This window comes from Lederbergia galactosidilytica (assembly GCF_017873565.1).
Classification (GTDB): Bacteria; Bacillota; Bacilli; order Bacillales; family Bacillaceae_C; genus Lederbergia; species Lederbergia galactosidilytica.
Genome location: NZ_JAGGKH010000022.1, coordinates 36529 through 60704, shown reverse-complemented (window position 1 = coordinate 60704; position 24176 = coordinate 36529). Strand labels below are relative to the sequence as shown.

The window sequence follows — 24176 nt, the reverse complement described above, 5'->3', positions numbered from 1 at the left end:
ATTGATTTCTATTTTGAAAGAATGTATACTTAATCATATCGTACTAGACGGGGAATTAGCGGAGCCTTGTAACCCGCAATCCGCTCCAGCGGGGTTGAATTCCTTCTAGAGGCTGCTGTACTGTAGGGCCTGCCTTAAGTAAGTGGTGTGGACACTTGGGTCCCGCGCAATGAGAATCCATGAACCATGTCAGGTCCGGAAGGAAGCAGCATTAAGTGGAAGCTCTCATGTGCCGCGGGGTTGCCTGGGTCGAGCTAACTGCTTAAGTAACGCCTATGGTATACAGTCGAAGGAAGGTGTACGATTTCCATTTCGATCATAATGATATCCATTCACTTTTTAAAGTGAGTGGATTTTTTGCTTTTTAGAAGGTATTTCCTCCTATTCATTGCTTGAATGAAACTTTTCTTGTTTTATTTTCGTAGTAATTAGAAGGAAGCAATTTGATAATTCATTCATATTAGGAGAGTGATGATTTGAATCGAAAGATCCTTTCCGGCTTAATCGTTTTCTTTATTTTATTATTTCCATTTAAAGTAGGAGCTGTCGAATTTTCTATTTCCAATGTAAAAATAGATGCCTATCTGCAGAAAAATGGAGATGTTAATGTACAGGAAACCCATACTTATCAATTTAAGGGTAAATTTAATGGCATTACCCGGGAAATATATCCAAAAAAGGGTGCGGAAATAACAAGTTTTTTGGCGAAAGAACGCGGAAAAACACTTAAAGTAGAAAAAGAGGATGAATTATATAAAATTCATCGTAAGGGTAAAAAGGAAACCGTTGAAATTACCTTAGAATATGTGATTAAAAATAGTTTGGAAAAACATGAAGATATAACGGAATTTTATTGGCCGTTTTTCGATCAACGAAATGAAACAGATTATGGGAATATGCGGATTACAATTTATCCTCCAAATAATCCAGAGGATGTAATTGCCTTTGGTTATGAACAAGCCTTTGACAAACAAAGTGTTAAAGCAAATGGAGTTGTGGAATATTCTATGGGAAATGTTCCATCAGGTGAAAATGGTGATATTCGAGTCGCCTATCCCTCCATATTATTTTCGGAACTAGCACCAACCTCATCAAAAGCTATGAAGGATTCCCTCATACAAGAAAAGGAAAGCTTGGAACAAAAAGCAGAAGCCTTTAAAGAAAATAAGCAAAGATTTACCTCTACCTCTAAACTATTGATTCCGTTTTTCTTACTGCTATTTGTTACTTTGCTTGGATGGGAACATCTCACTAAGAAAAGAAAATATAGCTTGATTAAGGAAAAGTTACACCAAGAATACATGCTTGTTCCTATTGAGAAAATAAGTATGCCTGCAACGATATACTATACACTGGGTGTGGACGCTATTCATGTTCCAGCTGCTTTACTTGATTTAGTTCGAAAAGGAGCTGTTGAGCAGAGATCGGAGGATGAATTCAGAAGGCTTCATTCTAATGTTCAACACGAACATGAAAGAATTCTACTAAAGTGGCTCTTTGATGAATTGGGGGAAAATGGTTATTTTAACATTGCGAATCTTGAGACATTCATTAAAGTGGAAAAAAACCTCTCAGCTTATCATAAGCGTTTAACGGAGTGGAAAGCAGCAATAAAAAAGGAAATTAAAGAAGCAGGTTTACGTGAGAAAAAATCCATCTACCGGGGAATCTTTGGTTTTCTGGCTTTTGGGCTATTAAGTTTATTGATTTCAGCTATTCACTATGAAGTCATTCCAATGTTCCTTATAGCTTTCATTTTATTTTTAGTGGCTAGTTATATAGCGTTCTTTTATCGTCCACTTTCAAGCAAAGGATTCTATATAAAAGAGGAATGGATGCAATTTACCAACAGAATGAACGAAATAAAGGGTTCAGATTGGCAAAAAGTATCAGATGAAACACGGATGCGAGTAATTGTCTTTGGAGCGAACAGTAAGTTTGCAGGGATGAAGAAAACGCAACAATGGGAGAAGGAATTGCAAAATATAGATTCCTCTTATATGAGTTACTCCTATTTTACCATCCCTATATTATATGGTGGGTTTTCACAAGCAGATAAAAAATTTACTGACTATAGTTCAAGTTCATCTGGAAGTTCCTTCACTGGTTCAGGAGGGGGCGGTGTTGGTGGAGGCGGTGGTGGTTCAGGGGCTTTTTAAAAAATTGACAGTTGATATAGATTAGAGTAAGCCATAGATTCTTTCTTAAAACAAATCCCTTCTCTTTTTGTCAAACCCGTCTCAAATAAGGTATAATAGAAAGGCAAATAAGAGGTTATTTTATATAGAGGATGTTCAGACAGATCAGGCGTAGATGGCATAGTCAATTTCAATGTTGCCTTGCTTCACTGAAGTGGGATTTTAGGAGCATAGGACATACTCAGTTTCGGCATTACTAATAGGGTGTCAGCAACTTTGGCCAAGCTGGTCCTTTTTATCCTCCTCTTTGAACATGCTCAGTATATATACAACTCAGTAGCAAAATAAAAAACGGGAAGAGGGAGAGAGCATAAATGTATCAAGCGTTATACCGTGTCTGGCGACCACAAACGTTTGAAGATGTGGTAGGGCAAGAACATGTGACGAAAACATTACAAAACGCTCTACTCCAACAGAAAACGAGTCATGCTTATTTATTTTCCGGCCCACGGGGAACAGGGAAAACAAGTGCGGCAAAAATATTAGCTAAAGCAGTAAACTGCCAAAAAATGCCGATAGCAGAGCCTTGTAATGAGTGTCCCGCTTGTTTAGGAATTGCGGATGGGTCAATACAAGATGTGATTGAGATTGATGCTGCTTCGAATAATGGTGTAGAAGAGATCCGCGATATTCGGGACAAGGTGAAATACGCTCCCACTTCTGTATCCTACAAAGTCTATATTATTGATGAAGTTCATATGCTTTCTATGGGTGCTTTTAATGCTTTATTAAAGACTTTAGAAGAGCCACCAAAGCATGTCATTTTTATTTTAGCAACGACTGAACCTCATAAGATTCCTTTGACTATTATTTCTCGTTGCCAACGTTTTGACTTTAAAAGAATAACATCACAAGATCTAGTCAATAGAATGGTTCATATTGCTTCAGAATCTGAGTTGAAGTATGAAGAAAAAGCTTTACATGTTATTGCGCAGGCAGCAAGCGGTGGGATGCGGGATGCTTTAAGTTTATTAGACCAAGCCATTTCCTTTAGCACTGATCAAGTGACAGTTGAAGATGCTTTAACGGTTACAGGATCTGTTTCGCAAAATTACTTGAACAAGTTAGTTCATGCTATCCACGAAAAGAATGTATCCGAATCTTTGTCCATCCTTGAGAAGTTAGTGTTAGATGGGAAGGATCCGATCCGCTTTGTTGAAGATTTAATTTTATATTTTCGTGATCTTTTATTGTATCAGACAGCCCCTAATCTTGAAGAGTCACTGGAAAGAGCTATGTTAGATGATGATTTCATCGAACTTGCTAAAGCTATACAACCAAGCCAAATATATGAATATATGGATGTGTTAAATAAGACACAACAGGATATGAAGTTCTCAGATCATGCAAAGATCTATCTGGAAGTATGTCTTGTGAAATTATGTCAGACGAAAACAGAAACGAATATCAATCATTTGGATGGTGTACAGGAATTACTAACAAAGATCGATAGGCTAGAGAAACAAGTAGAAGATTTAAAAGTAAATCGTCCTGTGCTGGAAGAACAACCTCAGGCAAAATCAACAAAAAAGCCAATACGAGCAAACAGAGGCTTCCAAGCGAATACAAGGAAAATTCGTGAAATATTAAATGAAGCGACACGGGATAATTTAAATCTTATTAAGAGTCAGTGGGGAAATCTCCTCGAACAACTGAATAATCGACAAATGCGATCCCAGGCAGCTCTATTAATGGATGCAGAACCTGCTGCAGCCTCACCGACTGCCTTTGTTATAAAATTTAAATATGAAATTCATTGCAAAATGGCTATGGAAAATACGAAGTTTTTAGAAGTGACTGCTAATCTCATTGAGGAAATCACTGGAAAAAGGCTTCAATTTGTAGGAGTCCCTGAACCTCAATGGCTAGAAATCCGCGAAGATTTTCTACAACATCAGGGACAGGAGCAAGACCAAGAAGGAGAAGAAACTCCAGATCCACTTATTCAGGAAGCTGTAAATCTAGTTGGAGAAGACTTAATTGAAATTAAAAACTAAATGGAAGGGAATGGAATAATATGCGTGGAATGGGAAATATGCAAGGTATGATGAAGCAAATGCAAAAGATGCAAAAGAAGATGGCTCAGGCTCAGGAGGAGCTAGGTGAAGAACGGATTGAAGCAACAGCTGGAGGCGGAATGGTGACCGTTGTTGTTTCTGGTCATAAAGAAGTACTTGAAGTGAAAATTAAGGAAGAAGTTGTTGATCCAGAGGATATAGAAATGCTTCAAGACCTTGTTTTAGCTGCTGTTAATGAAGCAATGAAGCAAGCTGATGAATTAACAAATCAGACGATGGGGCAATTTACTAAAGGAATCAACCTTCCTGGATTCTAGGAGGTTAGCTTATTATGCATTACCCCGAACCAATATCCAAGCTGATTGATAGCTTTATGAAATTGCCGGGAATTGGGCCTAAGACAGCAGCCCGCCTGGCATTTTTCGTTTTAGATATGAAGGAAGATACTGTTCTTGACTTTGCAAAGGCCCTTGTCAATGCAAAACGAGACTTAGGATTCTGTTCCGTTTGTGGGCATATTACAGATCAGGATCCTTGCTATATTTGTAAGGACTCGAAGCGAGATAGAAGTGTCATCTGTGTTGTACAGGAATCAAAAGATGTAATTGCTATGGAAAAAATGAAAGAATATCATGGCTTATATCATGTTCTTCATGGTTCTATATCTCCAATGGAAGGGATTGGACCTGAAGATATTAATATTCCTGATTTATTAAAGAGACTTCAAGATGAGACTGTTCAAGAAGTGATCTTAGCAACGAATCCAAATATTGAGGGAGAAGCAACGGCTATGTATATTTCCCGATTGCTTAAGCCGTCGGGAATTACGGTAACAAGGATTGCCCATGGTCTTCCAGTCGGTGGAGATCTGGAGTATGCGGATGAAGTAACTTTATCCAAAGCCTTGGAGGGACGTAGAGAAGTGTAAGTTTTCTTTACGGAGACCAACAGGATAGGGAGTGCTTGTGTAAACAAAACGACAGTACATCACGAACTTAGCCGATGTTCTGGTTAATAACCCTGAAGCTATAAAGGGAAAATGCACCCTTTATAGCTTCAGGAACATTTGCTTGTCGGAGGCCAACAGGATGTTGGTCAGGAAGGCGTTGCGCCAGGACGGCGCGAATTTAGCCTTTCTTCTTACATCAAGGTGCTGGTGCTTTTCTTATAAAGGACTCATTCTTAGAGGTGGCGTACATGTTTCAAAGAAAAAAGCTTCGAAAGGAATATAATCAAAAGCTTATTGAGCTAATGGAAAATGCAAAGAAAGATTGGATGTATTTTTCTCAGTTAGAAGAGATGAGTTATGAGTATGATGAAGAATTGCATCGATTAGCTCTTCTAGCAAAATCAAAGTACTTTTTTCTATTCCGGGAAGCTAAAAAAAGGAAAATCTCCATAAGATAATGGCTCAGAGAGACTATGCTTGGGATAAAGGAAACAGCGGAGAATATGAATGTTTACGTCCTTTTGCATAGTTTTCTTCGTTCTTTTTGGACAAACCTTACATATAATAGTGGAAAGGATTGATTCCAGGGGGGAAAAGATGAGTCCAATCATAGTCATATCCATTATTTCTGGAGTGGTACTTCTGCTTTTAGTGGTGGGTTTACCAACGAAGGTATTTCGCTGGATTGGCCTGTCGTTTATGAAACTTCTCATCGGTGCTTTATTTTTATTTTTTCTAAACGCTGTTGGCAATCAATTTGGCTTGGCTGTTCCGATTAATTTCATTACATCAGCTATATCTGGCTTTCTCGGATTACCGGGTGTTGCCGCCTTAGCCATCATTCAGCTATGGATCTTTTGAAAAGTTCGTTCTAGGGGAACGGACTTTTTTGTTTTTTTTTGAGTAAGAAAACATGAGTGTCAATTTCATTGCCAGTGAGTAGTAATTAATTTAATGAGATATCACTGAAATCTTATGCTTATCCGCTTCCATACAGAATATTCCTGTTTTATTTGTGGATGTACAGACACACGAAATGTTCTTATTGCATAATAATAATTGTAATTGGATTAATGTTGGAAATTGTGTATACAAATATGAGGAAGTGGCCAAACTAAATGCTACGGAGGTGGAGAAATGGAAAAGTGCATTATTTGTGAAAAGCCTCAGAAGCATGGTATTCATTTATATACATCGTTTATTTGTACAGATTGCGAGAAAGCTATGGTACAAACAAGCACCCAAGATCCTGATTATCAATTTTATATTAAACAATTAAAAGTTATTAAGGAAAATAAGATTTATTCGTAAACCAGGTGACAAGGGAGCGCCTGGTTTTTGTATGCTTAAGCATAGTATAATGAGGGAAAATAGAAATGAGGTATCATGAATGAAGCAAGAGCAGATACCAATTTATGAACGAATGATTCAATTTTATAAGGAAAAGCCGATTTCCTTTCATGTGCCGGGCCATAAAAATGGCAGATTGTATGATGGTTTAGATTCAGCCTTTGCTCAAATTGCTCAATTAGATGCAACAGAATTAACAGGTTTAGATGATTTGCATGCTCCCGAAGGAGTCATTAGAGAAGCTCAAGGTTTATTAACAGATCTTTACCAATCACGAAAAAGTTATTTTTTAGTAAATGGAACAACGATTGGAAACTTAGCTATGATTCTAGCTTGTTGCAAAGAGGGAGACATGGTGTTGGTACAGCGTCAGTGTCACCAGTCTGTTTTAAACGGATTACGTCTGGCTAAGCTTAAGCCAGTTTTTATTGCTTCTACGATAAGAGAAGATGGTGAAACAGAATTAATGGTAGAAACGGTACAAAAGGCATTTCAGCAGTACCCAGCCATTCGAGCTTGTATTTTTACTTATCCCGATTATTATGGCCAAACGTTTGAGCTCAAGACGATGATTGAAATTGCTAAGCAAAACCAAGCACTTGTTTTAATCGATGAGGCTCATGGTGCTCACTTTTGTTTAGGAGACCCGTTTCCTTCATCATCCCTTCAGCTCGGGGCTGATATTGTTGTCCATTCAGCCCATAAAACATTACCTGCTTTTACTATGGGATCTTATTTACATATTAATAGTGATTATGTGCCAGTTAAAAAAGTAGAAAGGTATTTAAAGATACTCCAATCCAGTAGTCCATCTTATTTAATCATGGCATCTTTAGATTTAGCTCGGCATTACTTGGCCCATTATTCAAAAGAGGATCTTATTTATACTAAACAGCATAGCCAAGAGTTTATGGGGAAGTTACGGCAATTTCCAGGTGTTCAGGTAATCCAAAGTGAAGATCCACTGAAAATGATGGTTCGCCATCGCACGTTGTCTGGATATGAATTACAAAATAAATTTGAACAAGCCGGAGTGTATCCTGAACTAGCAGATCCACTACAGATCCTTCTGATCTTTCCATTATTAAAAAAGGGACTGTCCTATCCATTTGATCGGGCGTTACAGCAATTACAAAGCTTATCTTGGACAGATGGACAAGCACAAAAACAGCCCATGCAAAATATAATATGGCAAGAAAGCATAGCGATTACAACATTAGCTCTTTCTTATGAAGAAATGGAAGATCGAGAGGACGAATGGGTAGTAATGGATGAGTCTGTCGGAAGAGTAGGCTCACAGATGATTACTCCTTATCCTCCGGGGATTCCCTTGATTTTGCCAGGAGAGAAAATAACGAGGTACCATATTGAGCAAATAAAAAGGCTAATGAAGTTAGGGGCAAGGTTCCAAGGAGGTATGGATTCTCTACGAAATGGGAAGTTAGCTGTTTTCAAATAAAGGGTTGAGATCATCTTATTCCTACTTCGATGATAATATAAGCAGATGACAATCTCTAGCCGCGGATTTTAAATGATAGCCGAGAATGATATAATAGCATTCGAGAAAGCTTTTGGAGGTAACTATGCACGGGATATTTATCACAATCGAGGGTCCAGAAGGGGCAGGAAAAACAACAATCATCCAAAAAGTAGCTAAGGAATTGGAAAAAAGAAGAATAGATGTAATTTTAACTAGGGAGCCTGGTGGGATTCCTATATCGGAACAAATCCGTGGTATTATACTAAATCCAGAGAATCTTACAATGGATGCTAGAACAGAAGCATTATTATATGCCGCAGCAAGAAGACAACATTTAGTAGAAAAAGTGATACCGTGTCTTCAAAATGGAGCAGTGGTGCTTTGTGATCGCTTTATAGATAGTTCTCTCGCTTATCAAGGTTATGCAAGAGAGTTAGGAATGGATGAAATTTTATCGATTAACCAGTTTGCCATTCAAGAATTAATGCCAAATAAAACCATTTATTTTGATATAGAGCCAGAAATTGGTTTAGAGAGAATTGAAGCAAATAAGGGCCGTGAAATAAATCGACTAGATCTAGAAAAATTAGATTTTCACAGAATGGTTAGGCGAGGATATAAACAACTACTACAAAAATTCCCAGATAGAATAAAGGAAATTGATGCTTCTCAACCGATGGAGCAAGTATTTCTCCATACTATGGAAATAGTGGATAAACTTTTGGAAGAGAATAAGTAGATGTTTTCAAATAATTCTTTAAAATGTTTTTGTCAGCAAAGAAGATCGTGATATACTAAAGATAGTATAATAATGAATGAGGGAGTGCATGCCGATGAAATTAATAATGGCTGTTGTACAAGACCAGGATAGCAATCGATTGATGAGTGCTTTAGTAGATAATAATTTTAGGTCGACAAAATTGGCAACAACAGGCGGCTTTTTAAAATCGGGTAACACTACATTCATGATTGGTGTAGAAGATGTGAGAGTTAATAAATGTTTACAAATTATTCGAGATAACTGTAAATCTCGTGATCAGTTAATGGCTCCAATCTCTCCAATGGGAGGAAACGCGGATTCCTACATCCCTTACCCAGTAGAAGTCTCCGTAGGCGGTGCCACCGTATTTGTATTACCAATTGACCAATTCCATCAGTTCTAAAGAAAAGCGGAGGCGCCTGTTTAGCGACGTACAAACTTTTTAGGGGCCTGACGAGATAAAGGAAACACGATGAACCCGAAGGGTGAATCGATGTTGACTTATCGTAGGAAGGTACCGAAAGTTTGCTAGTCGCTAGGCGCCGGAGCTGGACAAAGAAAAGCAGAGGGCGGTTGGTCAGGGGCGACAAGCAAATGTTCTGTAACCGAAGAAGGGTGTTTTTTCCTTCAGCGGTTACAGGTTATTTGACCTCGAGCCCCAACCGCCCGGAGCTGGACAAAGAAAAGCAGAGGGCGGTTGGTCAGGGGCGACAAGCAAATGTTCTGTAACCGAAGAAGGGTGATTTTTCCCTTCAGCGGTTACAGGTTATTTGACCTCGAGCCCCAACCGCCCGGAGCTAGACAATGAAAAGCAGAGGCTCTGTCCGGCGACGTACAAATTTTAACATGAGATTGAACGGCTGAAACGCATTGTCCTGACTCCGAGATGTACAGGCTGGTGATAAATGAATAATCTAGAAGGGGATGTTGCCCTTCCAAAGGTCTTATGTCGGGAGTCAGGCTAAGAAAAGCGTAAGAAATAAGTGAGTGGATAAAATGAATTGGCAAGACTTTGAACAAGAACAGCCCCTTGCGGCAAAAGTATTAAAAAGTGGGATTGAGAAGGATCGTGTTGCCCACGCCTATCTATTTGAAGGTGAGCACGGGACAGGCAAGCGGGCGGCAAGTATGCTGGTCGCTCAAAGTCTATTTTGTACTGAAATTGAGAATGACCTAGTCCCATGTGAGCAATGTGTGAATTGTAAAAGAATCTTGAATGGGAACCATCCTGATGTCCATATTGTGGCACCAGATGGCCTTTCTATTAAGATCGATCAAATTCGTTCATTACGAGCAGAGTTTAATAAAACTGGATTAGAATCAAAAAAGAAGTTTTATATCATTATAGATGCGGAAAAAATGACAAATTCTGCGGCAAACAGTTTATTAAAGTTTTTAGAAGAGCCTTATATGCAAACAACGGCGATTCTTTTAACAGAACAACCGCAGCGGATTTTACCAACGATTATTTCACGGTGTCAAACGATCTCGTTTCAATCACTTCCAACTAATGTTGTGACGGAAAAGTTGATAAACCTAGGGGTTCATCCTACGAAGGCGCCTTTATTATCTGCTGTGACAAACCAGGTGCAGGAAGCGCTTGAACTTAATAACGATGATTGGTTTGCACAAGCACGAAATATAGTGTTAAAATTATATGAAGTCCTAAAGCAAAATCCATTATTTGCGATGACCTCCTTACAAAATGAATGGAATGCCCATTTTAAGGAACGGGCGCAAATGGATATTGGGCTGGATCTATTATTATTTATCTATAAGGATATACTTTATATACAATTGGGGAAAGAAGAGCAATTGATCTATCCTGATCAACTGAAAAAGTTGGCGGGTGATGCTTTACAAACTTCTGCAGGGAGACTGTCTGAACAAATGACGGCAATATTGGAAGCAAAACAAATGCTACAGGCAAATATGAATCCTCAGCTGTTAATGGAACAGTTGGTGTTAAAATTGCAGGGGGGACCTTCTTTTGTATAATGTGATAGGTGTCCGGTTTAAAAAAGCCGGTAAAATATATTATTTCGATCCAGGGGAATTTCCAATCATGAAAGATGATTATGTGATTGTCGAAACAACCCGGGGAATCGAGTTTGGCAAGGCTGTAACTGAGCCTAAGCAAGTAAGTGAACATGATGTTGTATTGCCTTTAAAAAAGGTGATCCGCCTTGCTGATCAAAAGGATCAACTGAGTGTGGAAGAAAATAGGCTAGCAGCAGAAGAGGCCCATCAAATTTGTACAGACAAAATTGATGAACATCGCTTAGCGATGAAACTAGTGGATGTTGAGTTCACGTTTGATCGCAATAAAGTGATTTTTTACTTTACAGCAGACGGCAGAATTGATTTTCGTGACTTAGTAAAAGATTTGGCTGCTATTTTTAAAACGAGAATAGAGCTGAGACAAATAGGGGTACGAGATGAGGCCAAAATGCTAGGTGGAATTGGCCCATGTGGTCGGATGCTTTGCTGCTCAACCTTTTTAGGGGATTTTGAGCCAGTTTCTATTAAAATGGCTAAAGATCAAAACCTCTCTTTAAATCCATCAAAAATATCTGGACTTTGTGGTAGATTGATGTGCTGTTTGAAATATGAAAATGATGAATATGAAGCAGCTAAAGCTGAGTTGCCCGATATTGGTGAAACCATTAAAACTCCAGATGGGCTTGGCAAAGTGATTGGATTAAATATGTTAGAACGTTTAATTCAGATCGATTTGTTTGGGCAGGAAAGGCAATTGGAGTATAATTTGGAAGAAATTAAGAAGGGCTCATCATCTATCTCGGCCACGGAATAATTGGGGTGAGAAAGTATGGACAAAAAGGAGTTATTTGACTCTGTCAGTAGCATGGAAATGCAGATTGGAGAGTTATACCAGCAATTAGGGGAACTCAAACAATTTTTAGCTCATTTAATAGAAGAAAACCATGCATTAAAAATAGAGAATGACCATTTGCGAAAGCATATGGAGGGAGAAACCCCAGAAGCCTCTGACCCCGAAAAAAGTGGAGAAAATCCGGGAAAAACGGTCTATGATAAAATATCTGAAATTGGCGAAGGGTATGATAACCTCGCTAGAATCTATCAAGAAGGCTTCCATATTTGCAACATTCACTTTGGTAGTCCCCGTCGGGATGAAGATTGTTTATTTTGCTTATCTTTCTTAAATAAAAAATAATAGGCCATTTTTATGTCCAAGCCCTCCTCCTTTGTGGGGAGGGTTATTTAATAAGAATAGAGGTAAGGCCTTGTTAAAAAGATGAATGGTTGAGGGGGGTATCCTCTGGCACAACAGCAGTTAGTCCAACATCCTGTTGCCCAGACAAGCAAATGTTGCTCCAAAGAAAGGTGTTCTATACATTTATTGGACTAGGTGATGCCGTAGAACATCGGCTAAGATTGTCAAATCTGTTAGGCAAAACTTCTACCTATCCTCAGGTAGACCTAGGGAAACTGTTATGGTTCCTTACTTTAAGTTAGGCCGTTTTGAGATGAATCCTTTTGTGGAGGAAAAAAGATTATGATTGAATTATTAGAGGATGAACGATTAGATTATTTGTTAGCAGAAGAATTACAAATCATCCAAAGTCCTTCTGTTTTTGCCTTTTCTCTTGATGCTGTTTTACTTTCCCATTTTACCTATTTACCAATTCAAAAGGGACAAATTGTTGATTTATGTAGTGGGAATGGAGTTATCCCTCTTTTACTAAGTAAGCGGACAAAGGCGGAAATAATGGGTGTTGAAATACAAGAGCGTTTATATGATATGGCTAAAAGAAGTATTTCGTTCAATCAATTAGATTCTAAAATTAAAATGATCCATGGAGATCTTAAGGAAATGCCTACTCTTTTAGGTTCGAATCAATTTGACCTTGTTACTTGTAATCCTCCTTATTTTCCATCAAAGTCCCCTGATATACTGAATGAAAATGAACATTTTGCGATTGCTAGACATGAGATTCACTGTACATTAGAGGATGTTGTGAAAAGTAGTAGTCAGCTTCTTAAGCAAGGGGGAAAGGCCTCGTTTGTTCACAGACCTGAAAGGTTAATGGACTTATTTATGTATATGCGAAACTATCGTTTAGAGCCGAAAAGACTTCGATTTGTTTATCCTAAAGAAGGTAAAGAAGCTAACACAATTTTAGTTGAAGGGATAAAAGATGGTCGCCCCGGGCTTAAAGTCCACTCTCCACTATTTGTGTATAATCAACAAAATGAATATAACGAAGAAGTGAGAGCCATGTTATATGGAAATGAGAAATAACCATTATTTTTATGTATTAGAATGTAGGGATGGTTCTTATTATGGTGGATATACAATTGATCCTGAACGAAGATTAGAACAACATAATAGTGGAAAAGGTGCTAAATATACGCGGGCGAGAAGGCCGGTTAAAATGATTTATTCGGCAGAATATGAGCATAAGAGTGCAGCGTTACGGGCTGAATATGCCTTTAAGCAGCTAACACGTAAAGAAAAGGAAAAGTTTTTATTAGAGATGGGTGATGAGGGGATTGCAGACACAGAAGAGCTTTTCAATAGAAACGAATAGTGGAATTTTATACTTAGTCCCTACGCCAATTGGTAATTTAGAGGATATGACATTTCGAGCCATTCGCATTTTAAAAGAAGTAGATTTAATTGCTGCTGAAGATACTCGTAATACTAAGAGACTGTGCAATTATTATGAGATTTCGACTGGTTTAGTCAGTTATCATGAACATAATAAGGAGGCAAGTGGCAAGGAATTAATAAAAAAACTGGAGGCTGGCCAAAATCTAGCCTTGGTAAGTGATGCAGGTACACCTTGCATTTCTGATCCTGGTTATGAACTTGTGGAACAGGCGATCCAAGCGAAGATTCCAGTTGTTCCTTTACCGGGGGCAAATGCGGCCGTCACTGCTTTAATTGCATCAGGGATCAAACCCCAGCCGTTTTACTTCTATGGCTTTTTGCCAAGAGGAAAAAAGGAGAAAAAGAAAGAGTTGGAAATTCTGCGAAAGCAAGAGGCAGCGATTATTTTTTATGAGGCCCCACACCGATTAAAGGAAACGTTGAAATATATGAAAGAAGTTCTCGGAAATCGCCAAATTGTGTTATGTCGTGAGCTGACGAAGAAATTTGAGGAGTTTTTAAGAGGTTCTATTGATGAAGCATTGGAATGGACAGAGAAGCAAGAAATCCGTGGAGAATTTTGTTTGATTGTGGAGCCGGGGAAAGAAATAGAAGAAATAGATGAGTGCTGGTGGAGTACGATGAGTATGCAAAATCATGTACAGTATTATATAGATGAAAAGAGACTTTCATCGAAGGAAGCGATCAAACTAACGGCCAACGACCGACAAATATCGAAACGCGAAGTTTACCAGGCTTATCATGTTGAAAAATAATTGAATAAGTGGTTGATGATAGTGGAGAAATGATGAATAGAAAAACACCACTTTAAATGAAACAAGTGGTGTTTTTCTTCCATCCCCTGCTTATTTGCGAAAGGCACTTTGAAGCTCTCGGATTAATTGCTCTGCTCCTTCGGGACTTAGGACAAGTTTGCCGCTAGCAAAGCTTTTGTTTTCATCTGAAACAGTACCTGTAATTTCGCAAGCCATACTTGGTTTGTACTTTTTTAAAATAATACGATCATTATCTACATAGATTTCGAGCGCATCTTTAATATCAATATCTAAATTACGGCGGAGCTCAATTGGAATCACGACGCGTCCAAGCTCATCGACCTTTCTAACAATACCTGTAGATTTCATGCTCATTCCCCCTGAAAGGCATAGATCAATTTATAAATATTAGGACTTTCCTACTTTTAAAAAGGAAAAATATGTTACTTTTATCATACCAATTGTTAGCTATATAGTCAATTGGATAGGAGAAAAGGATGGGGTGTTTTCGAAAGTTGCGGAAAAAGCCTTTTTCACGTATATTTTGAAGATAGAAAAGGTTATGATGCAAAAGATGATTTGAAAATATGACAAGTGTAAATCAAGGATAATCTTCTAGTTTCAGATGGCGTTTCCATCCGCGTTGTCTAGCGAAAGTACATGAATTTATTCAATACACTAAGGTGTTTTGGAAGTGAATGAGGATCGACCTCTATCATGTCATCATAGGAGATAACGACTTAAGTCAATTTTCCTTTCTAGCCACTTGCACCTTTTTAAAAATACGATGGAGGCGACTGAATTGGAAAACAAAGCAAACACATTTTATATTACTACCCCTATATATTATCCAAGCGGGAATTTACATATAGGTCATGCTTACACAACAGTGGCTGGGGACGCCATGGCTCGCTATAAGAGGTTGCGAGGCTATGACGTTATGTATTTGACAGGAACGGATGAACATGGTCAAAAAATCCAACGGAAGGCAAAGGAACTAGGTCTTTCGCCACAGGAATATGTTGATGGGATTGTGAAGGGAATCAAGGAGCTGTGGGAGAAGCTTGATATTTCCTATGATGATTTTATTCGTACTACGGAAACACGCCATAAAAAGGTAGTGGAGAAGATATTTCAACAATTGCTTGATCAAGGTGATATTTACCTTGATGTGTATGAAGGTTGGTATTGTACTCCTTGTGAGTCCTTTTTTACGGAGCGTCAACTAGTTAATGGGAATTGCCCTGATTGTGGGCGACCAGTTGAAAAAGTAAAAGAAGAATCTTATTTCTTTAAAATGAGTAAATATGTAGATCGACTTTTAGCGTATTATGAAGAAAATCCGCAATTCATCCAACCTGACTCCCGTAAAAATGAAATGATTAATAATTTCATTAAACCAGGACTAGAGGATTTAGCTGTTTCCCGTACGACCTTTGATTGGGGAGTGAAAGTACCTGGTGATCCGAAACATGTAATCTATGTTTGGATTGATGCACTAACAAATTATATTACTGCCCTTGGCTATGGAACGGAAGATGAGACAAAGTATCAGAAATACTGGCCTGCAGATGTTCATCTTGTAGGAAAAGAAATTGTTCGTTTCCATACGATATATTGGCCGATTATGCTAATGGCGCTAGACTTACCATTACCTAAAAAGGTTTTTGCTCATGGTTGGCTGTTAATGAAGGATGGAAAGATGTCTAAGTCGAAGGGAAATGTCGTTGATCCTGTTACATTAATTGATCGCTATGGACTAGATGCTTTACGTTACTATTTATTAAGAGAAGTTCCTTTTGGCGCAGATGGGGTGTTTACACCTGAAGGCTTTGTCGAACGGATTAATTTTGACTTAGCTAATGACCTAGGAAATTTACTGAACCGCACCATCGCAATGGTCAATAAGTATTTTGATGGAGTAATTCCAACTTATCAAGGCTCAATTACGCCATTTGATGACAGTTTACGGGTTGCAAATGAAACAACTGTACAAAAATACGATGAAGCGATGGAAAAAATGGAATTCTCGATTGCCTTATCATCTGTTTGGCAATTGATTAGTCGTACGAATAAATATATTGACGAAACAGAACCATGGAAACTTGCGAAGGCAGAAGAAAAGAAGGATGAGTTAGCTAGTGTAATGGTCCATTTGGCTGATACATTAAGAAGAGTGGCGATCTTGCTAAAACCATTCTTAACACAAACACCTGACAAGATTTTACGCCAGTTAAATGTAACAGCTGATGATTTAACATCATGGGAAAGTTTAGTGAACTTTGGTTCCTTACCTGAAGGATTGGCAGTTGTGAAAAAAGGTGAACCAATATTCCCACGTTTAGATATGGAAGAAGAAATTAGCTTTATTAAAGAGAAAATGCAGGGACAATCTGTTACTACAGTGGAAAAGGAACCTGAAGAGGAACAGCACTTGCCGGAAATTACCATAGATGACTTCAAAAAGATTGAATTGCGAGTAGCAGAAGTAACAGCATGTGAGCCTATTAAAAAGGCAAATAAGCTATTAAAACTTCAGTTGGATCTTGGTTACGAAACTCGTCAAGTTGTGTCTGGTATTGCAGAACATTACAAACCAGAGGAGTTAGTTGGTAGAAAGGTAATTGTTGTCGCGAATCTAAAACCTGTGAAATTACGAGGCGAATTATCACAAGGAATGATTTTAGCTGGGGAAAAAAACGGCAAATTGTCGCTTGCATCAGTGGATTCTTCACTAGAAAAAGGTGCAATTGTAAACTAATTGTAATATTTCCTATTAAAGAGAGAATGGTTGAGACACAATAACATAGAGGAGTATGGGCAAATAAGCGTATTTTTCACCATAACTCCCTATGTTATTTTTTGTAACGTAAATGTTAAGGAATTGATATAAATGTTATTGGATTTTGGAGTATACTCTATAAAGGAGTTTTAGTCATGTTATTTGATACACATTGTCATGTAAATGATGACCAATTTGCAGAAGATCTGGAAGCGACCATGGAAAGAGCGGGCACCGCGGGTGTTCAATATATGGTTGTAGTTGGGTTTGATCGCCCAACTATTGAGAGAGCTCTTGAAATTGTTGAACGATATGATCATGTTTACGCAAGTGTCGGATGGCATCCTGTTGACGCCATTGATATGCAAGAGGAAGATCTTGTCTGGCTTGAAGAAGTTGCGGCACACCCCAAGGTTGTAGCACTTGGAGAAATGGGTTTGGATTACCATTGGGATAAATCACCGAAGGAAGTCCAAAAAGAAGTATTTCGTAAGCAAATTAACTTGGCTAAAAAGCTAAATTTGCCGATTATTATTCATAATCGAGAAGCTACAGAAGATATTATAACGATTTTAAAAGAAGAACAAGCAGAACAAGTGGGCGGGATTATGCATTGTTTCAGTGGTAGCCCCGAAACGGCCCATGAATGCTTGGCTATGAACTTTTACATTTCTCTTGGTGGGCCTGTTACTTTTAAAAATGCAAAGAAACCAAAGGAAGTAGCAGTACAAGTGCCAATGGATCGTTTGTTAGTGGAAACGGATTGCCCGTATTTGGCTCCTCATCCTTATCGAGGGAAGAGAAATGAACCTGCCTATGTAAAATTAGTAGCTGAGCAAATCGCGGAGTTAAAAGGTTTAAGTTTACAAGAAGTTGCACAACAAACAACAGCCAATGCGAAAAAAGTATTCGGCATCGATTGATAAAAATAAACGAGTCAAAAGGACATTGGATGAGGAGGCGTAGCGACTGTTGTTGCGTCTCTACCCGTCTACGCATTTGTTATCATTCAGCTCTAGCGCTTACAAACCATTAGCATGAATTCCGCTAATTAAGCGCAAAAATATTGCTTTTATCATATGCTCTCATGTTGTTGGTAAGAATAGTGTTGACGCCAGTACGGCGCGTATTTAAACCTAATGATCTTTTCGTTTGTACGCGTTCAGGCTTTTGTTGTAAAATATCCGTTTATTCTACAAACTTTGCCTCTATCATAAAGGAATTGTCGAGAACTTTCTCTTTCTTTTTCAAATCTATCTGTTCATAATAGGTTTTACCTTGTGAATGAGAGGGGGTTGACAATTAAAGACCTTTATGTGAAACTCTCGAAGAAGAAGAAGGAGGAGTGTTTTGATGAACACAACACCTAAAAAGAGATTCATCTTTTCATCAATGACACGTAAGAAATTAGGCATTTTAATTGCTAGTTTCATAGTTTTTTCAGCTACTTTGAGTGTACTTACGTATGAGGGGACAAAGAAAACTGTGGCCCTTACAATAGACGGACAGGAAATGACAGTTAAGACACATGCCAATACTGTGGGGGATATTTTAGAGGAGCTGGAGGTTCCAATAAAAGATACGGATTACTTATCACATTCTACAGATACGGCCGTAAAAAATGATTTAAATGTTGTATGGGAAAAAGCAAAGCGAGTGGCCGTGAAGATTGATGATGAAGAGACCGTATATTGGACGACAGCTAAAACAGTAGATGACTTTTTGGACGAAGAGAAAATTGAGATCAATGAACACGATGAAATTGACTTTTCTGTGCAGGATACAATACAAGACCAATTGCAGTTGAATATAGACCGGGCATTTTTACTCACTATTCAAAATGGTAAGAAAAAGGAAGAAGTTTGGACCACTTCGACTACGGTCGCTGACCTTTTAAAGCAACAGGGGGTTAAACTTGGTGATTTGGACCGTGTAGAACCAAATCTAGAAGAAGACGTGGAACCTAAGTCGGTAGTAAAAGTAGTTCGCGTTGAAAAGGTCACCGATGTAGTGGAAGAGCCTATCGATTATGCGCTTGTAACTAAAAAAGATTCAAGCCTTATGCAAGGGACTGAAAAAGTTGTTCAAGATGGTAAAGAAGGTCTCTTGAAAAAGGAGTACGAAGTAATAAAAGAGAATGGTAAAGAAGTAAAGCGTAAGCTAGTGGCAGAGGAAAAAGTGAGCGATAGTCAAGATAAAATTGTAGCTGTAGGGACAAAAGTGTTGGTTGCGCAAGTATCACGGGGGAACTCTGACAAAGCTTCAGCTAGTAATAATGATTCGAATCAAGCTACTACTAAAAAATCCTCTGCTAAAGAATCTCCCGCTGCCCCTCAAGGCGGAAATGAAATTACGATGAGTGCAACAGCTTATACGGCGAGTTGTAATGGTTGTTCTGGAGTTACGGCTACAGGGATTAATTTGAAATCAAATCCGAATGCTAAAGTGGTTGCTGTTGATCCGAGTGTTATTCCTCTTGGCTCAAAAGTATGGGTAGAAGGTTACGGCTATGCGGTAGCAGGTGATACAGGTGGTGCGATCAAAGGAAATCGAATTGATCTATTTGTATCAAGCAAAGATCAGGCTTATCGCTTTGGACGAAAAAATGTAAAAGTGCGGATATTGAATTAAATAAGTAGGGTGAGCAGAGAATACATTTCTCTGCTTTTTTATCGTTTAGGAAACTATAAAATTTATCCTTGTGGATAGCCTTTGGGCAGTTGGTATTTCAGCGCCTACCTAAGTTAATGTTGCATCGATAAGATCAGAACGCCTTTTCTATTTATTCTAATACAGAATTGTTATATAAGTTTTTTGTTCTTTTTGTAAAGGACAGTTATAATTTAAAAGCAAACTTTTAAAAAAAGACGATTACCTTTTGTTCCACTGGCATGATCCAAAAGATAATCGTCAGGAAGATAGGGGAAAACTATCTTATACTATATAAGACGTATTAGAATCAAAAACGTTTCACTTTTTTGGAGGAAAAATGAAAATAAAAGAAATAATTGTTGTAGAAGGTAAAGATGATACACGAGCTATTCATAAATCAGTAGATGCAGATACGATTGAAACAAATGGTTCTGCTGTTTCTCAGGAGACAATTGAAAAGATTAAGCATGCCCAAAAGGTAAGAGGCGTGATTGTTTTAACAGACCCAGATTTTCCGGGAGAAAAGATTCGAAAGACTATTTCTGAGCATGTGCCAGGTTGTAAACATGCTTTTATTGATAAGAAAAAGGCAATTGCTCATAATGGAAAGGGGCTTGGAGTGGAACATGCTTCAGTAGAAGTGATTCAAGAAGCATTAAAGGATGCTCAGCCCATGTTAGAATCACAACAAGAAGTCATTACAAAAGAGGATTTAATCACAGCTGGTTTGATTGGGGAACCAAAATCAAAAGAACGAAGAGAAAGAATGGGGCAATTATTAAAAATTGGTTACACAAACGGAAAACAACTTCACAAGCGGTTGAGAATGTTTCAAGTTTCAAAAACTGATTTTGAACAAGCATTAAAAAAGATTTCCCAAGAGGAGCGTATATAATGCAAAAGGATATTGCTACTCCGATACGGACAAAAGAGATTTTAAATAAGTATGGTTTTTCATTTAAAAAAAGTTTGGGGCAAAATTTTTTAATTGACCCTAATATTTTGCGGAATATTACTGAAGTAGCCGGTTTAACAAAGCATTCGGGTGCTATTGAAATTGGCCCAGGTATCGGTGCTTTGACAGAGCATTTAGCAAGAACTAGCAAAAAGGTCTTGGCGTTTGAAATTGATGGTCGTTTGCTTCCGATCTTGGAAGATACTTTATCACCCTATACAAATGTTGAAATACTTCATCAAGATGTCTTAAAGGCAAACTTAAAGACAGTGATTGCGGAGAAATTCGCCGGTATAGAGGATTTAATGGTTGTTGCGAATCTGCCCTACTATGTAACAACCCCGATAATTATGAAGCTATTGGAAGAACAACTTCCTTTGAGGGGAATCGTTGCCATGCTTCAAAAGGAAGTGGCTGATCGAATTGCAGCAAAGCCAGGAACAAAAGAGTATGGATCTTTGTCTATTGCTATCCAATACTATACAATCCCAGAAACGGCGATGATTGTTCCTAAAACTGTTTTTATGCCACAGCCTAATGTAGACTCTGCAGTTATTCGTTTGATAAAAAGGCCGCAACCAGCCGTTCAAGTTATAAATGAAGAATTCTTCTTTGATATTATTCGTAAATCTTTTGCGCAAAGGCGTAAGACGATTTTAAACAATTTATCAAATGGGTTTGGAAAGGATCAAAAGGAATTTATTTTAGACGCTTTGCATAAAACAGATATTGATCCTAAAAGACGTGGTGAAACACTTACGATTGAGGAGTTTGGAAAACTAAGTGATTCCTTATGGACATTATTCAACCCAAATTGATGATTCGTATATGCACATAGCTTGCTAGCTATGCATAGCCTAAAAGAGGATGTTCGAAAGGTAAAATAAAATAATTCTCGCTATATTTACCTTTTTGAACAGGAACTATTAGGTAACGAATGCTATTTTTTTGGAGTTGACGACTGTGGTAGAAGTCAATATGATTGTGGGCCGCGCATCCTATAATTGTGACATTATTTTTAGAGTAACAGATATCCTTGAAGTAGATGGTAAAGAGATCGCTATTCTATATGGAGAAGATTATCGGCTAATGGCGGATGCGCCACTTGCTGATCTTCTTCCAATAGATGAATCAGATCGACTTAAAAGGTCTACAACTGTTCGCTCGCTTGAAGATCAATCATTGGAGTTATTCCGACAAGATCTAGACTTATTAATGCATGAACAGGAATTTAAAGCGACACAGGGGTATCGCCAGGATTTTGAATATTTCCAATTGCCAGGGAGGATTTTGCATCTTGATGGAGATCGCTCCTATTTAGAAAAGTGTCTTCGTTTATATGAAGAATTAGGGGTAACTGTATACGGAGTTCACTGTAATGAAAAAGAAATGCATTATCGGATTGGAGAATTATTAAATTATTATCGGCCGGATGTTCTTGTAATCACTGGTCATGATGCTTATTCTAAAACTAAAGGTAAGAAATTCGACTTAAATGCATATCGACATTCAAAGTTTTTTGTTGAAACAGTAAAAGAAGCTCGAAAAAAGGTCCAGAGCCTTGATCAATTAGTTATCTTTGCTGGGGCTTGCCAATCGCATTTTGAATCGCTTATACATGCTGGAGCTAATTTTGCTAGTTCACCACAAAGAGTTAATATACATGCCCTTGATCCTGTTTATATTGTAGCTAAAATATGCTTTACCCCTTTTATGGAACGAATTAATGTATGGGATGTTTTACGCAATACATTAACTGGTGAAAAGGGGATAGGGGGAATTGAAACAAGAGGTGTGTTACGGACTGGGATGCCATATAAGCCTGTTATAGATGAATAAGCGGGTTTAAGAGGGATTGTTTCAAATGGATGAACAGCTAAGGTCGCGCCTTCCTGGCGCAATGCTGTTCTGACCAACAACCTGTTAGCCTCCACTTGGCGAACTGCTTGAAGTGGGGGAATTCCTAAAATTATAGTCTATCCATAAGTGAGATATAGAACAGGTTTAATGGACTAGGGTTTAAACTGCCGCATTTCCTTCCATGCAAAATGGTGCATTTATGTTTACCCAATCTTTTATACATAATTTTTAGAAATAAGTCCATACTAAAAAATGTAGGAAAATGGGCGATATTGTAGATAAAAAAGTGTTGACAACTTAATGTAAAGACTGTTAAAATTAATAATTTGTTTGACCATTTTTCCATCCTGTGTTATACTAAACATTAGTGAGGTGGAACCAATGCCAAAAACATTAGCAAGCATTAAACGATCTCTTGATTCAAATTTAGGAAGGAGATTAATGTTAAAAGCCAATGGAGGCCGCAGAAAGACAATTGAGCGTTCTGGGGTTTTGGCAGAAACTTATCCATCGGTTTTTGTCATCGAATTAGATCAAGAGGAAAATTCATTTGAACGTGTTTCCTATAGCTATGCAGATGTACTTACTGAAACAGTTGAATTAACATTTTTTGAGGATACAGCGGGAAGTTTAGCACTAGGGCAGCAGTAAACTAATAAAAGTTTACTGCTGTTTTTGCATTTATGGGAGTTTTTACAATGAGAGTCAACCTCGGTTCAATGCCTAGCGAAATGTCAGTCTCTTTTTAAGATTAGTCGATACAGGCGCAAACGCTTGGAGTGAAATAACTGAACCTATTACGGGTAACCCGCCATTCTAGTATTCAAAATCAATTAGCCTGCGTGATTTGAATCAAAACGATACAGAAGCTAGCAAGCTTAGCGGTCCTAAAACAGTTATTTTTATAATTTTTACCTTTGGCTAAGACAGTTGCTCATAACGATTGCGACATACAGAGGTATGCTAGTGCAACTGAAGCAAAAGGATGTTGTATTTTTGCCTCTCCGCTAAGATAGTACGCTTCTAGTGGAGTTGATTTTCGTTATTCCAGTTGAACAGGCAATTTATGTGTTCATTCTTGCATAATAGATTCCACTACTAACCAGGATAAAATACACCTTCAATGTTTAGAATAAAAAGGCGGGTAAAGGAGGAGTTTGTTTTGGGTCGTAGAAGAGGGATCATGTCTGATCAGATGAAAGAAGAGTTGGCAAAAGAACTGGGATTTTATGATGTCGTCCAGAAAGAAGGATGGGGCGGAATAAAAGCCAGAGATGCGGGAAATATGGTGAAAAGGGCCATTGAAATTGCAGAAAAACAACTTTCTAATAAACCTGATAATTTGTGATCTGAATCAACCTTGAAACAAAATACAAATTCCCGCAGCCGAAGCCGAGTGCTTCGGCTTCTTTATTAGCCTAAAAATGTTTATTAATCTAATTGCTCCCATCTATAAGCGCTCTAATAATAATTATGTAAGGTTGGGAAAAGACTTTTATGAATCCATTCCTTTTCATGTTAAAATAAAGTATCTAGCGTCCTAAGCTACAATTTGGTATGATTTATTTTATTCAAATGAGCGTAAAGTGAATGGTGTAAATCTTACATCTTTGAAGTAAGAGGTATTAAAGTTTGTCCATTATTAGAGGCAGTTATAGCCCTAGAGGCTCGCAGGAAGCAAGTCCATCGGCGTTGCCACATGAAGCGGTGTTTAGATAATGTTCTACAAAAAAATGATGGAAATAAAAGTCAAACTGTTT

At 38.1% G+C, this 24176-nt stretch carries 25 protein-coding genes and 1 other RNA gene; 25 read left to right on the top strand and 1 reads right to left on the bottom strand.

Annotated features, from left to right (window positions below):
• The first annotated feature begins 38 nt into the window (after window positions 1-38).
• From ffs to rsmI, 17 genes are all read left to right on the top strand, one after another.
• An RNA gene (gene ffs / locus J2Z23_RS18835) (signal recognition particle sRNA large type) lies at window positions 39-304 on the top strand.
• 172 nt (window positions 305-476) lie between these two features.
• Entirely contained in the window at window positions 477-2159 is a 1683-nt protein-coding gene (locus tag J2Z23_RS18830) for a DUF2207 domain-containing protein (RefSeq protein ID WP_209974831.1), read from the top strand.
• 353 nt (window positions 2160-2512) lie between these two features.
• Window positions 2513-4195 (top strand): DNA polymerase III subunit gamma/tau, encoded by a 1683-nt coding sequence (gene dnaX / locus J2Z23_RS18825; RefSeq protein WP_057987634.1) that lies wholly within the window; start codon window positions 2513-2515, stop codon window positions 4193-4195.
• 20 nt (window positions 4196-4215) lie between these two features.
• Entirely contained in the window at window positions 4216-4533 is a 318-nt protein-coding gene (locus J2Z23_RS18820; RefSeq protein WP_057987636.1) for a YbaB/EbfC family nucleoid-associated protein, read from the top strand.
• A 14-nt stretch (window positions 4534-4547) separates the two neighbouring features.
• Complete coding sequence (gene recR, locus J2Z23_RS18815; RefSeq protein WP_057987637.1) at window positions 4548-5144, top strand: recombination mediator RecR; 597 nt, start codon at window positions 4548-4550, stop codon at window positions 5142-5144.
• A gap of 269 nt (window positions 5145-5413) precedes the next feature.
• Window positions 5414-5623, top strand: a complete 210-nt coding sequence (locus J2Z23_RS18810) for a YaaL family protein (protein ID WP_057987639.1) — start codon at window positions 5414-5416, stop codon at window positions 5621-5623.
• A 139-nt stretch (window positions 5624-5762) separates the two neighbouring features.
• The gene (locus J2Z23_RS18805) at window positions 5763-6026 is read left to right on the top strand and encodes a pro-sigmaK processing inhibitor BofA family protein (RefSeq protein WP_057987641.1); all 264 of its coding nucleotides are present in this window, start codon (window positions 5763-5765) and stop codon (window positions 6024-6026) included.
• 276 nt (window positions 6027-6302) lie between these two features.
• Window positions 6303-6476, top strand: a complete 174-nt coding sequence (locus J2Z23_RS18800; protein ID WP_057987643.1) for a sigma factor G inhibitor Gin — start codon at window positions 6303-6305, stop codon at window positions 6474-6476.
• A 79-nt stretch (window positions 6477-6555) separates the two neighbouring features.
• A complete protein-coding gene (locus J2Z23_RS18795; protein WP_057987645.1) occupies window positions 6556-7974 on the top strand; it encodes an aminotransferase class I/II-fold pyridoxal phosphate-dependent enzyme in 1419 nt (472 codons plus the stop codon).
• A 124-nt stretch (window positions 7975-8098) separates the two neighbouring features.
• Window positions 8099-8734, top strand: coding sequence for a dTMP kinase (tmk, locus tag J2Z23_RS18790; RefSeq protein ID WP_057987647.1), 636 nt, complete (start codon window positions 8099-8101; stop codon window positions 8732-8734).
• A 94-nt stretch (window positions 8735-8828) separates the two neighbouring features.
• Window positions 8829-9158 carry a cyclic-di-AMP receptor gene (locus J2Z23_RS18785; RefSeq protein WP_057987735.1) on the top strand — a complete coding sequence of 110 codons (330 nt, stop codon included), beginning with the start codon at window positions 8829-8831 and terminating at the stop codon, window positions 9156-9158.
• A gap of 593 nt (window positions 9159-9751) precedes the next feature.
• The gene (gene holB / locus J2Z23_RS18780; RefSeq protein ID WP_057987649.1) at window positions 9752-10753 is read left to right on the top strand and encodes a DNA polymerase III subunit delta'; all 1002 of its coding nucleotides are present in this window, start codon (window positions 9752-9754) and stop codon (window positions 10751-10753) included.
• A complete protein-coding gene (locus tag J2Z23_RS18775; protein ID WP_057987651.1) occupies window positions 10746-11570 on the top strand; it encodes a PSP1 domain-containing protein in 825 nt (274 codons plus the stop codon). Before holB ends, J2Z23_RS18775 begins: the two co-directional genes overlap by 8 nt.
• Window positions 11571-11585: 15 nt before the next feature.
• On the top strand, window positions 11586-11951 hold the full coding sequence (gene yabA, locus J2Z23_RS18770; RefSeq protein ID WP_057987654.1) for a DNA replication initiation control protein YabA: 366 nt from the start codon (window positions 11586-11588) through the stop codon (window positions 11949-11951).
• 342 nt (window positions 11952-12293) lie between these two features.
• Complete coding sequence (locus J2Z23_RS18765; RefSeq protein ID WP_057987655.1) at window positions 12294-13040, top strand: tRNA1(Val) (adenine(37)-N6)-methyltransferase; 747 nt, start codon at window positions 12294-12296, stop codon at window positions 13038-13040.
• Complete coding sequence (locus tag J2Z23_RS18760) at window positions 13024-13329, top strand: GIY-YIG nuclease family protein (RefSeq protein ID WP_057987658.1); 306 nt, start codon at window positions 13024-13026, stop codon at window positions 13327-13329. The genes J2Z23_RS18765 and J2Z23_RS18760 overlap by 17 nt, the downstream gene beginning before the upstream one ends.
• A complete protein-coding gene (gene rsmI / locus J2Z23_RS18755) occupies window positions 13292-14167 on the top strand; it encodes a 16S rRNA (cytidine(1402)-2'-O)-methyltransferase (RefSeq protein WP_420795709.1) in 876 nt (291 codons plus the stop codon). The genes J2Z23_RS18760 and rsmI overlap by 38 nt, the downstream gene beginning before the upstream one ends.
• A gap of 90 nt (window positions 14168-14257) precedes the next feature.
• Here rsmI and J2Z23_RS18750 read toward each other — a convergent pair whose 3' ends face one another.
• Entirely contained in the window at window positions 14258-14536 is a 279-nt protein-coding gene (locus J2Z23_RS18750; protein ID WP_057987662.1) for an AbrB/MazE/SpoVT family DNA-binding domain-containing protein, read from the bottom strand.
• 433 nt (window positions 14537-14969) lie between these two features.
• On the opposite strand from J2Z23_RS18750, the gene metG reads away from it, so the two are divergent.
• From metG to J2Z23_RS18710, 8 genes are all read left to right on the top strand, one after another.
• On the top strand, window positions 14970-16928 hold the full coding sequence (metG, locus tag J2Z23_RS18745) for a methionine--tRNA ligase (RefSeq protein ID WP_057987664.1): 1959 nt from the start codon (window positions 14970-14972) through the stop codon (window positions 16926-16928).
• A 176-nt stretch (window positions 16929-17104) separates the two neighbouring features.
• Window positions 17105-17872 carry a TatD family hydrolase gene (locus J2Z23_RS18740; protein ID WP_057987666.1) on the top strand — a complete coding sequence of 256 codons (768 nt, stop codon included), beginning with the start codon at window positions 17105-17107 and terminating at the stop codon, window positions 17870-17872.
• A gap of 430 nt (window positions 17873-18302) precedes the next feature.
• Window positions 18303-19580, top strand: coding sequence for a G5 and 3D domain-containing protein (locus tag J2Z23_RS18735; protein WP_064468021.1), 1278 nt, complete (start codon window positions 18303-18305; stop codon window positions 19578-19580).
• Window positions 19581-19938: 358 nt separating this feature from the next.
• The gene (rnmV, locus tag J2Z23_RS18730; RefSeq protein ID WP_057987669.1) at window positions 19939-20496 is read left to right on the top strand and encodes a ribonuclease M5; all 558 of its coding nucleotides are present in this window, start codon (window positions 19939-19941) and stop codon (window positions 20494-20496) included.
• Complete coding sequence (gene rsmA / locus J2Z23_RS18725) at window positions 20496-21374, top strand: 16S rRNA (adenine(1518)-N(6)/adenine(1519)-N(6))-dimethyltransferase RsmA (protein ID WP_057987671.1); 879 nt, start codon at window positions 20496-20498, stop codon at window positions 21372-21374. Before rnmV ends, rsmA begins: the two co-directional genes overlap by 1 nt.
• A gap of 160 nt (window positions 21375-21534) precedes the next feature.
• A complete protein-coding gene (gene yabG / locus J2Z23_RS18720; protein ID WP_209974837.1) occupies window positions 21535-22395 on the top strand; it encodes a sporulation peptidase YabG in 861 nt (286 codons plus the stop codon).
• 402 nt (window positions 22396-22797) lie between these two features.
• Window positions 22798-23067, top strand: coding sequence for a biofilm formation stimulator Veg (veg, locus tag J2Z23_RS18715; protein ID WP_057987673.1), 270 nt, complete (start codon window positions 22798-22800; stop codon window positions 23065-23067).
• Between the two features lie 511 nt (window positions 23068-23578).
• Window positions 23579-23764: a small, acid-soluble spore protein, alpha/beta type gene (locus J2Z23_RS18710; protein WP_057987675.1), complete on the top strand. Its 186-nt coding sequence runs from the start codon at window positions 23579-23581 to the stop codon at window positions 23762-23764.
• Window positions 23765-24176 lie beyond the last annotated feature (412 nt).